This window comes from Candidatus Nanopelagicus abundans (genome assembly GCF_002288305.1).
Taxonomy (GTDB): domain Bacteria; phylum Actinomycetota; class Actinomycetes; order Nanopelagicales; family Nanopelagicaceae; genus Nanopelagicus; species Nanopelagicus abundans.
On sequence record NZ_CP016779.1, the window covers coordinates 286778 to 300530 of the forward strand.

Annotated in this window: 13 protein-coding genes; 11 read left to right on the forward strand and 2 right to left on the reverse strand. The window is 41.2% G+C overall.

The genetic code is table 11. From position 1 onward, the window contains the following. Positions 1-139: 139 nt before the first annotated feature. The 4 genes from cysK to B1sIIB91_RS01550 all read left to right on the forward strand — a co-directional run bounded on the left by cysK (position 140) and on the right by B1sIIB91_RS01550 (position 3559). A complete protein-coding gene (cysK, locus tag B1sIIB91_RS01535) occupies positions 140-1066 on the forward strand; it encodes a cysteine synthase A (RefSeq protein WP_095687880.1) in 927 nt (308 codons plus the stop codon). 1 nt (position 1067) lies between these two features. Further along, the gene (gene cysE, locus B1sIIB91_RS01540; RefSeq protein WP_095687881.1) at positions 1068-1574 is read left to right on the forward strand and encodes a serine O-acetyltransferase; all 507 of its coding nucleotides are present in this window, start codon (positions 1068-1070) and stop codon (positions 1572-1574) included. 68 nt (positions 1575-1642) lie between these two features. Then, positions 1643-2953, forward strand: coding sequence for a glutamine synthetase family protein (locus B1sIIB91_RS01545; protein ID WP_095687882.1), 1311 nt, complete (start codon positions 1643-1645; stop codon positions 2951-2953). Between the two features lie 12 nt (positions 2954-2965). Continuing rightward, positions 2966-3559 carry a hypothetical protein gene (locus tag B1sIIB91_RS01550; protein WP_095687883.1) on the forward strand — a complete coding sequence of 198 codons (594 nt, stop codon included), beginning with the start codon at positions 2966-2968 and terminating at the stop codon, positions 3557-3559. Here B1sIIB91_RS01550 and B1sIIB91_RS01555 read toward each other — a convergent pair. Beyond that, entirely contained in the window at positions 3556-4971 is a 1416-nt protein-coding gene (locus tag B1sIIB91_RS01555) for a cytochrome P450 (RefSeq protein WP_095687884.1), read from the reverse strand. The two genes, B1sIIB91_RS01550 and B1sIIB91_RS01555, sit on opposite strands and share 4 nt — an antisense overlap. Before the next feature lie 241 nt (positions 4972-5212). Here B1sIIB91_RS01555 and leuA point away from each other — a divergent pair, with 241 nt between their 5' ends. Genes leuA through B1sIIB91_RS01570 form a run of 3 tightly spaced genes read left to right on the forward strand, consistent with a single transcriptional unit; the run spans position 5213 to position 8482 of the window. Next, positions 5213-6949 carry a 2-isopropylmalate synthase gene (gene leuA, locus B1sIIB91_RS01560; protein ID WP_095687885.1) on the forward strand — a complete coding sequence of 579 codons (1737 nt, stop codon included), beginning with the start codon at positions 5213-5215 and terminating at the stop codon, positions 6947-6949. Between the two features lie 35 nt (positions 6950-6984). Continuing rightward, complete coding sequence (gene recO, locus B1sIIB91_RS01565; RefSeq protein ID WP_095687886.1) at positions 6985-7725, forward strand: DNA repair protein RecO; 741 nt, start codon at positions 6985-6987, stop codon at positions 7723-7725. Further along, positions 7718-8482 carry an isoprenyl transferase gene (locus B1sIIB91_RS01570; RefSeq protein WP_095687887.1) on the forward strand — a complete coding sequence of 255 codons (765 nt, stop codon included), beginning with the start codon at positions 7718-7720 and terminating at the stop codon, positions 8480-8482. The genes recO and B1sIIB91_RS01570 overlap by 8 nt, the downstream gene beginning before the upstream one ends. Here B1sIIB91_RS01570 and B1sIIB91_RS01575 read toward each other — a convergent pair whose 3' ends face one another. Then, positions 8483-9217 (reverse strand): ZIP family metal transporter, encoded by a 735-nt coding sequence (locus tag B1sIIB91_RS01575; protein WP_095687888.1) that lies wholly within the window; start codon positions 9215-9217, stop codon positions 8483-8485. 67 nt (positions 9218-9284) lie between these two features. Here B1sIIB91_RS01575 and B1sIIB91_RS01580 point away from each other — a divergent pair, with 67 nt between their 5' ends. The 4 genes from B1sIIB91_RS01580 to B1sIIB91_RS01595 are packed head-to-tail and all read left to right on the forward strand — an operon-like array spanning position 9285 to position 13725. Beyond that, positions 9285-10664: a glycine--tRNA ligase gene (locus B1sIIB91_RS01580; RefSeq protein ID WP_095687889.1), complete on the forward strand. Its 1380-nt coding sequence runs from the start codon at positions 9285-9287 to the stop codon at positions 10662-10664. Then, positions 10665-11831, forward strand: a complete 1167-nt coding sequence (dusB, locus tag B1sIIB91_RS01585) for a tRNA dihydrouridine synthase DusB (protein WP_095687890.1) — start codon at positions 10665-10667, stop codon at positions 11829-11831. A gap of 4 nt (positions 11832-11835) precedes the next feature. Then, a complete protein-coding gene (locus tag B1sIIB91_RS01590) occupies positions 11836-12456 on the forward strand; it encodes a YdcF family protein (RefSeq protein WP_095687891.1) in 621 nt (206 codons plus the stop codon). A 24-nt stretch (positions 12457-12480) separates the two neighbouring features. Continuing rightward, the gene (locus tag B1sIIB91_RS01595) at positions 12481-13725 is read left to right on the forward strand and encodes a deoxyguanosinetriphosphate triphosphohydrolase (protein WP_095687892.1); all 1245 of its coding nucleotides are present in this window, start codon (positions 12481-12483) and stop codon (positions 13723-13725) included. Positions 13726-13753: the final 28 nt, after the last annotated feature.

Below are 13753 nucleotides of genomic sequence, written 5' to 3' on the forward strand. Positions count from 1 at the left end.
ATTTCACCCGCCGCCGGGTAGTTGATTTCGCCCGTGCTACAACCTCTAGCTGCTAACTCACACCCCTCTTATGGGCTTTGCCCTCTGCTTTTGCGTGCTTTAAAAAAATGAATAATCCAAATTACTTAAGGAGATAAAAATGAAGGTCTATAACAATATAACTGAGGTTTATGGCAATACCCCGTTGGTTAAGTTAAATAAAATGATGACTAACTCCACCGCTACCGTTCTAGCAAAGCTTGAGTTTTATAACCCAACTTCAACAGTTAAGGATCGGCTAGCAATTGCGATGGTTGATGCTGCGGAAAAATCAGGTGAGTTAAAGCCAGGTGGCACAATCGTTGAGGCAACTAGTGGAAATACTGGAATTGCACTCGCAATGGTGGGAGCAGCAAGAGGGTATAAAACAATTCTTACAATGCCAGAGTCAATGTCTAGTGAGCGCAAAGCATTACTTAGAGCATTTGGCGCTGAATTAATTTTAACCCCAGCAGCTGAAGGTATGAAAGGTGCGGTGGCTAAGGCAGAGTCATATAAAGAATCTGGCGCAGTGTTAGTTCGCCAATTTGAAAATCAAGCAGGCCCAGAAGTTCACCGTCGCACTACTGGTGAAGAAATTTGGCGAGATACTGATGGCACCGTAGCTGCGGTTGTTTCAGGTATTGGTACCGGTGGCACGATCACTGGTGTTGGCCAATTATTAAAATCTAAGAATCCTGACGTAAAGATATTTGGCGTAGAGCCAGCTGCTTCACCAATTTTAAATGGCGGTGAGCCAGGTAAGCATCCACTGCAGGGAATTGGCGCAAACTTTGTGCCACCTGTTTTAGATAGAAATATCTATGATGAAATTTTTGATGCGCCAGCTGATCTCTCTGTTAAATATGCCAGAGCTGCTGGAACTTCGGAGGGAATCCTTGCTGGTCTCTCAAGTGGTGCAGCCCTTTGGGCCGCTCATCAAGTAGCGCAGCGAGCTGAGTTTGCTGGTAAAACTATTGTGGTAATTATTCCATCATTTGGTGAGCGATATATTTCAACAATACTTTTTGAAGATTTACTGGGCTAAATTGTTTAAATCAATTAAAGAAGATATCGATACCGCACTAAGGCTTGATCCATCTGCCCGTAATCACCTTGAGGTATTTCTTACCTACCCAGGCATTCATGCAGTCTGGGGCTATCGCATCGCGCATTTTCTTTGGAAAGTAAAACTAAAACTATTAGCACGTATTTACTCTAACTGGATAAGAGCTGTAACCGGTATTGAGATTCATCCAGGGGCCCAAATTGGTCGAAGGTTTTTTATTGACCATGGCATGGGCGTGGTAATTGGAGCGACTGCAATAGTTGGCGATGATGTAATGATTTATCATGATGTAACACTGGGTGCTCGCACTAATGAAGCGGGCAAGCGCCATCCAACTGTCGGAAATAATGTAGTAATTGGATCGGGCGCTAAAGTGTTAGGTGACATTTCAATTGGTGATGGGGTAAAGATCAATGCCAATGTTGTAGTGACTAAGAGCGTTCCAGCTAGGACTATGGTTGATTCTTCTGAGTTTTTTGTTATCTAACCCCGCATAAAGGCGGTAAAAATTAGGTAGTTAACATAGCCGTAATCATTAACGGCTTTAATATCCCTATGACCTCCCCAAGTGATTTAGCTAAACAACAAGCATTTGTGCAGCGCACATTAGAAGAGCGCAATATTCGATTCGTCAGACTTTGGTTTACCGATGTTCTAGGTTTTCTAAAATCAGTTGCGATTGCACCCGCTGAGCTTGAAAATGCATTTGCGGAAGGAATTGGTTTTGATGGCTCTGCCATTGAAGGCTTTGCCAGAGTTACTGAATCAGATATGTTGGCAAAACCTGATCCTGCAAGTTTTTCAATTCTGCCATGGCGAACCGAGGCACCAGGTGCTGCTCGAATGTTTTGCGATATCACACTGCCAGATGGTGAACCTGCCTCAGTTGATCCAAGAAGAGTTTTAAAACAAACATTAGAAAAAGCAGCAAAGCTTGGCTACACCTGTTACACACATCCTGAGATTGAATTTTTCCTATTTAAAGATGAACCACAGGTAGGAAAAGAACCAGTTCCAGTTGATTCAGCTGGCTACTTTGATCACACACCATCTGTAGTTGGTCATGATTTTAGAAGGCAAGCAATTACATTACTTGAAGCGATGGGTGTTTCAGTTGAGTTCTCACACCATGAAGGCGCACCAGGACAGCAGGAGATTGATTTGCGTTATGCCGATGCGTTATCAACAGCCGATAACATCATGACATTTAGACATGTAATTAAAGAAGTGGCACTTGATCAAGGTTTCTACGCATCCTTTATGCCAAAGCCATTTACTAATCATCCTGGCTCTGCCATGCATACTCATATCTCTTTATTTGATGGCGAGAAAAATGCATTTTATGAAGAGGGCGCCCCAATGCAATTATCTAAAGTAGGTAGATCATTTATTGCTGGCATTATTAAACATGCTGCTGAGATAACTGCAATTACTAATCAATGGGTTAACTCATATAAAAGATTAAGTGGCGGCGGGGAAGCACCTGCATATGCAACATGGGCACAAAATGATCGAAACGCTATGGTCCGCATTCCAACTTATAAACCAAAGAAGGAGGCCTCAACTCGCATTGAGGTTAGAACTCCAGATTCAGCATGTAATCCATATTTAGCATTTGCTGTAATTATTTCTGCCGGTCTTGCTGGAGTTGAAGGAAAGTATGAATTAAAAGAGAACTCTAATCCTGCCCCGCTGCCAACTGATTTGGCTGAGGCAATTACTGCGATGGAAAAGAGTGAATTAGTTAAGAAAACTTTAGGTGATGATGTATTTGAGTATGTTCTGCTAAATAAGCGAGCTGAATGGGATGAGTATCGCAAGCAGGTTAGTGCCTTTGAATTAAACAGGTATTTACCAGTTCTTTAGTATGCTCAGGGGATGAGCAATCAAATACAAACTGAAATTCATGTTGATTTAGATAATCGAGATAAAAATACCGCCCTTTTTAGAATTTTCTTAGTACTTCCAGCAGCGATATTTATCTCTAGTTTCTCCGAGTTTTCAGGTGATTTTATGGGAGTGATCGGTGGCTTTCTAGTACTACCTGTAGTTCTTTCTTTGCTAGTTAGAAATGTTTACCCTTCATATGTATTAGCGTTTAATAAATCTTTACTTGAGTTAAGTAATCGAATTAATGCTTATGCATTAGTACTTACCGATGATTACCCATCTATTGAATCAAATCCAAAAGTTAGATTAATTTACCCTGATGTAGATGGCGGCAAAAAACTTAGCCCTTGGATGCCATTAGTTAAGTGGTTTCTAGCAATTCCACTTTTCATACTTGGCATTATTTATGCAATCTATGCTCTTGCATTAACAATTATTGCTTGGATTAGCGTAGTTAAAAATGGTATTTACCCAGAGGATAAAGCTGAAGAGGCAGTTAAGGTAATTGCTTACTGGAATCGCTTGTATGGGTACGCCGTGCTGCTGATAACAGATGAATATCCATCTTTTTCACTTAACTAACGCAGCGAAACCTTATTTTTAACCGCACCCTTTGGTCGGTAGGTAGCTCGTGGTTGAGCTTTCGGAAAATCCCCGCTTAATCTAAAGTTCTTGGCAACCATTAATAGAATTAATCTAGCTTCAGCGATAGCAAAGTACTCACCTAAACATTTACGACTGCCACCACCAAATGGAAAGTAGGAACCACGGGGTAGAGATTTTTCAAAGTTGGCGTCTGCCCAGCGAGATGGATCCCATTTTTCTGGTTCTGGAAAAAATCTTGCATTTCTATGTGTTACATATTGGCTAACTAATACATGAGCACCCTTTGGAATCTTAATGCCATCAATTGTGCAATCTTCGGTGGCAATTCTTGGTGCGATCCAAACAGGTGGTGCAAGGCGCATTGTCTCCTGCAAAATAGCTGATGCAACAGGGGATGAATCCTCTAACTCTTGATAGGTAGGTGTGCGATTTTCTTTAATCCAACTTGCCGCATCTGCTTCATCCTCTAACTGTTTTCTTACCTGCGGATTTTTTGAAAGGTATGAGAATGCCCAACTCATAACATTGGCAGTTGTTTCATGCCCACTTAAAATTAAAGTTAAAACCTCATCTCGAATGTGATCAACTGAGATCTCACCCTTCATCTGAAGCAGAATTCCTAGCAGATCATCATTTTTCTCTTCTTTACTTTCAATGCGCTTGCTGATAATCGCTTCGGCAATTTCAACTAGCCGATCAGATGCCACCTCAAACTCTTTGAAGTACTTAATGCCTGATTTATCAAATCTTTCAAGTCCAGGCAGCATGGTTCTTTCAATTCGGTCAATTGCCACCTCCATAGATTCGGCAATTGCCTTGGTGTATTGATGTGAATCCAAGCCAAATAAACATCTTGAAACTATCTCAAGTGTTAGCGCCATCATTTCTGGGGCTAGCTCGATACTTTTTTTATCTTGCCAATCTTTTGTGTGTTCATTTACCAGGTTGTGCATAATCGTCACATATGAATCTAAATTGCCGTGATGAAATGGTGGCTGCATCATTCGGCGATGGGCTAAGTGAATTGGCTCCTCATTAGTTAATAAACCTTCACCTAATACTTTGCGCATTCTGGCAAAACCAACACCTTTAACAAATTTATGTTGCTGAGCAACTGTGACCTCATGAACTGCGGAGGCAGAGAAGAGTCCAATGAATAATCTTCTAGATAAAAAGAAAGAGCAACTATCTCCATATTTTTTCTGCATTTTATGCATGAACCTTGGCGTATTAATCATGAATGTTGCTGTTATAAAATCTGCAAATATTGGATTTGGACCTGGAAGATTTGAATCACCAAACCAATTTTTTCGTCTTATCGGATCTGGAATTTGCGCATACTCAGGTGGCCGTGGGGCAAAGTAGGGCTTAGATGCTGCAATTGTCATGGTCAAACGATAGGCAATTTGATACTCAAAGAGAATGGTCTTTGCTAGGTAATTTGGTTAATTTCTCAAAGGTAAGTTAACCTTGAGCCATGTTAATTACAGGCTTCACATCTTCACGTAACTCATTACGCCTGTCATCACTCCTTCTTACCTGCCGCGGCGGGGCCAAGTAACCGGTCCCCTCGTCGCGGAGGTTGGTCACACCGGTAGACCACTTTTAACCGACGAGGAGAAGAAATAAATGAATAACTTTCCAGAACAAAGTAACTCAGATATGCCGATATCGCGTTATGCCCCATTTAATCCATTTCCAAATAATGGTTCATTAACTGATCGCACCTGGCCATCTAAAGCAATGAAGGTGGCACCTAAGTGGTGTTCAGTTGATTTGCGAGATGGCAATCAAGCATTAATTGATCCAATGGATGCTAATCGAAAACTTGCCATGTTTAAGTTGCTTGTAAAAATGGGATACAAAGAGATTGAAGTTGGCTTTCCAGCAGCTAGTCAGACCGATTTTGATTTCATTCGCAAAATTATTGATGAGAAGTTAATTCCAGATGATGTGATTATTCAGGTTTTAACTCAGGCCCGTAAGCCGTTAATTGAGCGCACCTTTGAATCAATTAAAGGATCAAAGCAGGCGATTGTGCATTTATATAACTCAACTTCAACCTTACAAAGACGAGTTGTCTTTAATCAAGATAAGGCTGGTATTGAAAAGATTGCAACTGATGGCGCCCAGATCTGTTTAGATCTTGTTAAAACTGTGCCCGGCACCTTGGTCTCATTTGAGTACTCACCTGAGTCATACACAGGAACTGAACTTGAGTTTGCTGTGCAAGTTTGTAACGCAGTTAATGATATTTGGAAACCAACACCGGCTTGGAAAACAATTATGAATCTACCAGCCACAGTTGAGATGGCAACACCAAATATTTATGCAGATTCAATTGAATGGATGCATCGCAACCTTAAATATCGCGACAGCGTGGTCTTAAGTTTGCATCCACACAATGATCGCGGCACAGGCGTTGCAGCAGCTGAGCTTGCCTATCTTGCAGGTGCTGATCGAATTGAGGGGACATTATTTGGCAACGGTGAGCGAACTGGAAATGTTTGCTTAATTACCTTAGGGCTTAATTTACTAAGCCATGGTATTGATCCAATGATTGATTTCTCAGATATTGATGAGATTAGGCGAACAGTTGAGTATTGCAATCAACTAAGAGTGCCTGAGCGTCATCCATATGGTGGGGACTTAGTCTTTACCGCTTTTTCTGGATCACATCAGGATGCAATTAAAAAAGGCTTTGATCACTTAGAAAAAGATGCCAAGGCTGCTGGAGTTGATAAGGATAAGTTCACTTGGGCAATTCCTTATCTACCAATTGATCCAAAAGATATTGGCAGATCATATGAGGCGGTAATTAGAGTAAATAGCCAATCTGGTAAGGGTGGCGTTGCATATTTAATGAAGCATGAACATCAATTAGATCTTCCACGCAGATTACAAATTGAGTTCAGCCAAGTAATTCAAGTGCTAACAGATAGTGAAGGTGGTGAGGTTTCACCTGAGGCTATGTGGCGCACCTTTGAGGATGAGTATCTACCAGCTAAAGATAATCAGTGGGGACGCTTTAAATTAGCCGCACTTTCTCAAAGCTCACAGATGGATCAAGATGTTGATCTTTCAATTGAGTTAATTGATAAAAAAGAAAGCAAAAAGTTATCCGGAAAAGGTAATGGCCCAATTGCAGCCTTTGTTGCAATCTTAAATACATATGAGCCAACACTTTCACTTCGTGTATTAGATTATTACGAGCACGCTTTATCAGCAGGTGGCGATGCAAAGGCAGCGGCATACCTTGAATGTGAGATTGCCGGAAAGATTTTCTGGGGTGTAGGAATTGATCCCAGCACAACCACAGCTGCGCTTAAGGCCGTAATCTCATCTATTAATCGCGCAGTTCGTTAACTAACTCTGCCTTACTCCTCTAGTAACTTAGGGGCATGCCGCTATACCGTGATCAGGGAATAGTTCTTCGCACCCAAAAACTTGGTGAGGCTGATCGAATAATTACATTATTCACAAAGGAACATGGCCGAATTAAAGCGGTAGCAAAGGGTGTGCGGCGAACAAAATCTAGGTTTGGTGCAAGGCTTGAACCTGCAAGTTATGTTGATTTACAACTTTATACCGGGCGAACCTTTGACACTATTACGCAGGTTGTAAGCATTGAAAATTATGGCGATGTTTTATCTAGTGACTATCAAAGCTGGACAGTAGCGAGTGCCATATTAGAAGCAGCTGAGCGATTTACTCAAGCAGAACATGAACCCTATCTTCAACAATACTTATTAGTTACTGGCTCACTTAAAGTGTTAGCAGAGCGCAGATATGATGCTTCATTAATCTTAGATGCATATTTACTACGTTCACTTTCAGTTGCCGGATACGCCCCATCATTAACTGATTGCTCAAGATGTGATGCACCAGGTCCGCATAAGTTTTTCTCACTACAAGGCGGTGGGTGTGTATGTGTTAGCTGTAAACCATCTGCATCTGCAACACCAACTGCTGCCACTTTAGAGCTAATGGCAAATTTGTTAACAGGTAATTGGGATAGCGCATCTAAAAGTGAGAGTAAGAATAGAAATGAGGCATCAGGCTTAATCGCTGCCTACCTACAATGGCACTTAGAACGGGGTTTACGTTCCCTGCCATTAGTTGAGAGAATTAGCCGTGGCTAAAAAAGTAAAGCAACCAAGTGCGCACCGTAATGGGATTAAGCCGCCTAAATTAGAGCGCAAGCAAATTCCAAATCATGTAGCAATTGTGATGGATGGCAATGGCAGGTGGGCAAAGAGTCAGGGACTTCCTAGAACTGCCGGACATGAAGCGGGTGAGAAAGCATTAGTAGATATTGTTAATGGCGCAATTGAAATTGGTATTAAAGAGTTAAGCGTTTACGCCTTTTCAACAGAGAACTGGAAGAGATCCCCACAGGAGGTTAAATTCCTAATGGGATTTAATCGAGATGTTATACATAGTAGGCGGGATGAATTAAATGATCTTGGCGTAAAGATTCGCTGGGTAGGACGGGAAAAAAGACTTTGGAAAACTGTAGTAGATGAGTTAGAGCAGGCCGAGTCTTTAACAAAAAATAATAAAGTTTTAACCTTAAATATGTGTATTAACTATGGTGGCAGGGCTGAAATATTAGATGCAGCAGTTGCTATTGCAAAAGATGCGATGCGTAAGAAGATTAAGCCAGATGCTTTAACTGAAAAATCAATTACTAAATACCTTTACGCACCTTTAATGAGTGATGTTGATTTATTCATTCGCTCATCCGGTGAGCAGAGAACCAGTAATTTTTTGATGTGGCAGTCAGCATATGCTGAGATGGTATTTCTAGATGTGCTCTGGCCAGATGCTGATAGGCGAACTCTTTGGAAAGCGATTGAGATATATGCCGAACGTGAGCGAAGGTTTGGTAAGGCTTAATTAAAGATTTGCAACAACTGCCCACATAATTACCACACCAGTTAATGTGGCAATCATTGTGACTCTAGAAGGATGTTTAGAGTGAGCTTCTGGCAAAATGTGTGATGTAGCAAGATAGATAACAATTCCAGAAAAAGCAGCAAGATATATAGCCAGATTGCTATCACTGATAGTTAAGGATGAGCCGATAAATGCACCAGAAATTCTTGCTATTGCATCAATCCCAAGTAAATACTTTCCTCTAGTGCGCCATTGACCAGTCTTTATCAGCAAAGAAACTGTATTTAAGCCATCACTAAAAGCGTGAACTAGCATTGCAATAAAAACTGCAAAACCTAACGCATCACTTACTTTAAAAGCTAAGGCAAGGGCAACGCCATCTAAAAATATATGACCTGCCATTGCAATTGCGCCAACTGTTCCAGCAATTTCAGCTTTATGTTTATGCTCATGTCCATAATCTGATTCAGCTGGTTCGTGTGAACCTGCAAATTGTTCAATAAAGTGAAGAGCTAGAAAGCCTGCAATTAAAGCAACTGAGGCGGTTCTTACGCCAACTAAATTATTATCACTCATTTCAAATACTTCAGGTAAGAGATCAAAACCAACTAAACCCAGCAGCAGTCCAGCAGAGAGACCTAGTACTAAGTGGAAGCGATCTTTAGCGCGAAGTGCCAACATTCCACCAAAAAATGTAGCTAATACGGTGGTGGCAGCGAGAGCGATAACTAACATTTGCTAAATCTAGCGTAAAGTAATCCCATAAGAGCAAGCCGCCGACAGCCAGCCGGATGGAGATTAAATGGCGCAAGATCGTCTCGAGACAATTGTTTCATTGGCCAAACGTCGTGGCTTTGTTTATCCCTCATCAGAAATTTATGGTGGACTTCGTGCTTCCTGGGATTACGGTCCATTAGGTGTTGAATTAAAAAATAATATTAAGCGCCAATGGTGGAAATCAATGGTGCAGGGCAGAGATGATGTAGTTGGTTTAGATTCCTGCGTAATTTTAGCCCGCGAAGTTTGGCAAGCATCTGGCCATGTTGAAACTTTTTCTGATCCATTAACTGAGTGCACTAGTTGTCATAAAAGATACCGCGCAGATCATTTAGAAGAGGCTTATGAGAATAAGCATAAGAAAAAGCCTGAATCACTAGCTGAAGTAAATTGCCCAAACTGTGGCACTAAAGGAAAGTTTACAACTCCTAAACAATTTTCTGGCCTTTTAAAAACTTATTTAGGGCCAGTTGAGGATGAATCAGGCCTTGCCTATTTACGCCCAGAGACAGCGCAAGGAATATTTATTAACTTTGATAATGTGGCATCAACTTCTAGAAAAAAACCACCATTTGGTATTGGCCAGATTGGTAAATCATTTAGAAATGAAATTACTCCTGGAAACTTTATCTTTAGAACCCGTGAGTTTGAGCAGATGGAAATGGAGTTTTTCGTAGTTCCAGGAACTGATGAAACTTGGCATCAGTATTGGATCGACACCAGACTTGCTTGGTATAAAGATTTAGGAATTAATCCAGATCGCCTTCGAATTTTTGAACATCCAAAGGAAAAACTTTCCCACTACTCAAAGCGCACCGCAGATATTGAATACAAGTTTGAGTTCACTGGAACTGAGTGGGGTGAGCTTGAAGGTATTGCCAATCGAACTGATTATGATTTGAAATCACATTCAAGAGTATCTGGTGAAAATCTAACTTGGTTTGATCAAGAAAAAAATGAACGCTGGACACCTTATGTAATTGAACCAGCAGCTGGAGTAGATAGATGCGCTTTAACATTTATGATGGATGCATATACTGAAGATGAAGCGCCAAACTCAAAAGGTGAGATGGAAAAGCGGGCGCTGATGAAATTAGATTACCGATTAGCACCAGTAAAAATTGGTGTCCTGCCGCTATCTAGAAATGCTGATTTATCACCTAAAGCTAAAGATTTAGCAGATCAACTTCGAAAGAATTGGAATGTTGATTTTGATGATGCTGGCGCAATTGGGCGACGTTATCGCCGGCAGGATGAGATCGGCACACCATTTTGTATCACTATTGATTTTGAAACCTTAGATGATCAAGCAGTGACAATTCGTGAGCGCGATTCAATGGCGCAATCTCGAATCGCTATTGATCAAGTTCAAAGTTATTTAGCAACTAAATTATTAGGCTGCTAATTGTTAACACAGCTCAAGCCTCTTCGTCTGCCAATTTCTAATGGTAACTTTGAAAATAATGAGGTAATACTTAATACCCCAGTAGTTCTAGCGCCTATGGCTGGAATTACTAACGCCGCTTTTAGAAGATTATGCAGGGAACAAGGCGCTGGTTTATTTGTTTCAGAGATGGTTACCGCCCGGGCGTTAATAGAGAGGCGCGAGGAAACATTTAGATTAATTAAGCCAGGAGTAGGAGAGACACCTAGATCAATTCAACTATATGCAGTTGATCCAGTTGTTTTAGGTAAGGCAGTTGATTTATTGGGGAGTGAAAACTTAGCTGATCACATTGATTTAAATTTTGGTTGCCCGGTTCCAAAAGTTACCAGGCGCGGTGGCGGGGCAGCCTTGCCATTTAAGCGCAGATTATTTTCAGCAATTGTTGAATCAGCAGTTAGCGCAGCTAGTAAGTATGGAATACCGGTAACGGTAAAGATGCGAGTTGGAATTGATTCAGATCATCAAACTTTTCTAGAGTCAGCAAAGTCTGCAGCTGATTTAGGAGTTACCTGGGTAGCACTACATGCTAGAACTGCAGCGCAGTTATATGAAGGTAGATCTGATTGGAATAAAATTACAGAGTTAGTTGAGCATCTTGCACCAACTGGTGTGCCAGTACTTGGTAACGGTGATATTTGGTCAGGAAAAGATGCGCTAGCAATGATGCAGCAAACAGGATGTGCAGGCGTAGTTGTTGGCAGGGGTTGCCTAGGACGGCCCTGGTTATTTGCAGATTTAGTTAGTGCTTTAAATGGTGAAGATAAAAGGGTTAATCCAACTCTGTTTGAAGTTCGCCAGATCATGCTGCGCCATGGTCAGTTACTAGTTGAGTACTTTGAAAATGAAGATCGGGCTATGCGAGATATTAGAAAACATATGGCTTGGTACTTAAAAGGCTTCTCAGTTCCACGAGAGATTAGAGCAAACCTTGGCATGGTCAATTCATTAGAGCATATGCAGCAATTACTTTCTAACATAGTTGATCAACCATATCCGCAAGAAATTGGCGATAGCCCAAGAGGTAGAACTAGCCATGGGCGGCAAGTAAAACTGCCTGATGGTTGGCTAGATGATCCAGATGAGTTTGCTACGATTTCAATTGATGATGCAATCTCTGGCGGTTAAGTAATTGTTTATATTTAGATTAATTAGAAGAGTTATCTCATTTATACTTCTACTAATAATTGCTATTCCACTCTATATTGCTGGAAGTATTTGGTATAGCGCAAGAAATAGTGAGCCAGTTAAATCTGACGTAATTTTAGTAATGGGGGCTGCTCAATTTGATGGCCGTCCTAGTGATGTTTTACTTGCCAGACTTAAGCAAACTAAAATAATTTTTAATGAAAAGCTTGCGCCTAAAATATACACAATCGGAGCAGGTGCACCAGGGGATAGAACAACTGAGGCAGCGGCAAGTAGGACTTGGTTAGTAAGTAATGGAATTAAAAAATCTAATATCTTAGCTATCACAAAAGGGCGTGACACTTTAAGTAGTACAAAGGCATATGCAGCTCAGATGAAAAAAGCTAATCTTTCTTCAGTAGTTATTGTTACCGATCCTTATCACTGCTATCGAGTAATTAAAATGGCAAAGGATTTAGGAGTAACTCCTACCTGCTCACCGGTTAAAAGTGGGGTAGCAGCAGTTGAAAATTCAAGTTTTAAGTATCTAGCAAGAGAAACTGGCGCCTACCTTGCATATGTAACTGTTGGCAGGCTTGGGATTAAATTAAGTGATCGCAGTTAATTTAACCCCCACTAGGATTAGAAAATGGTAATTAGGCAAGCTAGTGAACATTCTGGCTATAGCAGCGCAGACCGCGCAAGATTTTTAGATGAACCAGCAAAGCGTCCTGGTAGAACTGAGTTTGCTAGAGATCGCGCAAGAATTATTCATTCATTTGCACTAAGACGTCTGGCTGCTAAAACACAGGTTGCAGTGCCATGGGCAACTGATTTTCCAAGAACAAGACTTTCCCACTCACTTGAGTGCGCCCAAGTTGGTAGAGAGTTAGGAGCAGCCCTCGGTGCTGATCCTGATTTAATGGAGGGAGCTTGTCTTGCTCATGACATAGGCCATCCACCTTTTGGACATAACGGTGAAGAGGTTTTAAATCAATTAGCCCAAACATGTGGCGGCTTTGAAGGAAATGCGCAAAGTATTAGGTTATTAATTAGGCTTGAAGCTAAAACAGTTTTACCAGATGGTAAATCAATTGGTTTAAATTTAACTAGAGCATCCCTGGACGCTGCTACTAAATATCCGTGGAGTAGGGTTGAAAACGCTAAGAAGTTTGGTGTTTATGAAGATGATCTTGAGATATTTAATTGGTATCGCCAAGGTGCTAAATCTGGTGAAATTTCTATGGAAGCACAGATAATGGATTGGTCAGATGATGTTGCCTATAGCGTTCATGATCTAGAGGATTCACTCGTTTCAGGTCAGGTGAAACTTGATCAATTAAGTAATGATTTACCAAAATTATTTAAAGTTGCCCAGCAGATGTATTTAGCAGATATTACGCAGGCTGAAATGGAAAAAGCCTTAGCCTCACTTCAACAATTATCTTGTTGGCCTCGTTACTACGATGGCACACACCGATCTTTAGCCAGATTAAAAGATCTAGCTAGCCAATTAATTGGCCGCTTTGCACAAGCTGCTGAAGTTGCAACTGGGGAAAAATATGGTGATGGGGATTTAACTAGATATAACGCAAATTTAGTAGTACCGAGGGAGCAACGAGTAGAAGTTGCATTACTTAAATCAATGGCCGGTCATTATGTTATTAACGCCGATGATTCACAGATTAGATACGCCGGGCAACAAAAGCTGCTGACCGAGTTAGTAGAGGCGATATTAGAGACTGCCCCTAATAGCCTTGAGAGTTTTTTCCTGCAAGATTGGCAGCGGGCACAAAATGATCAGCAACGGCTTCGGGTAGTAATTGACCAGGTGGCCTCTCTGACTGATCCTGGCGCCCTTTCCCTGCACGAGCGCTTAGTTAACAGGAAGTAATTTAAAAAGTTAAATAGGAAACTAGAAT

Bases quoted from the DNA above. Each gene is read 5' to 3' on its own strand.
- recO (WP_095687886.1), top strand. From the start codon at position 6,985: ATGCCGCTATACCGTGATCAGGGAATAGTTCTTCGCACCCAAAAACTT.
- B1sIIB91_RS01580 (WP_095687889.1), top strand. From the start codon at position 9,285: ATGGCGCAAGATCGTCTCGAGACAATTGTTTCATTGGCCAAACGTCGT.
- B1sIIB91_RS01555 (WP_095687884.1), bottom strand. From the start codon at position 4,971: ATGACAATTGCAGCATCTAAGCCCTACTTTGCCCCACGGCCACCTGAG.
- B1sIIB91_RS01550 (WP_095687883.1), top strand. From the start codon at position 2,966: ATGAGCAATCAAATACAAACTGAAATTCATGTTGATTTAGATAATCGA.
- B1sIIB91_RS01545 (WP_095687882.1), top strand. From the start codon at position 1,643: ATGACCTCCCCAAGTGATTTAGCTAAACAACAAGCATTTGTGCAGCGC.
- B1sIIB91_RS01595 (WP_095687892.1), top strand. From the start codon at position 12,481: ATGGTAATTAGGCAAGCTAGTGAACATTCTGGCTATAGCAGCGCAGAC.
- cysK (WP_095687880.1), top strand. From the start codon at position 140: ATGAAGGTCTATAACAATATAACTGAGGTTTATGGCAATACCCCGTTG.
- B1sIIB91_RS01575 (WP_095687888.1), bottom strand. From the start codon at position 9,217: ATGTTAGTTATCGCTCTCGCTGCCACCACCGTATTAGCTACATTTTTT.
- leuA (WP_095687885.1), top strand. From the start codon at position 5,213: ATGAATAACTTTCCAGAACAAAGTAACTCAGATATGCCGATATCGCGT.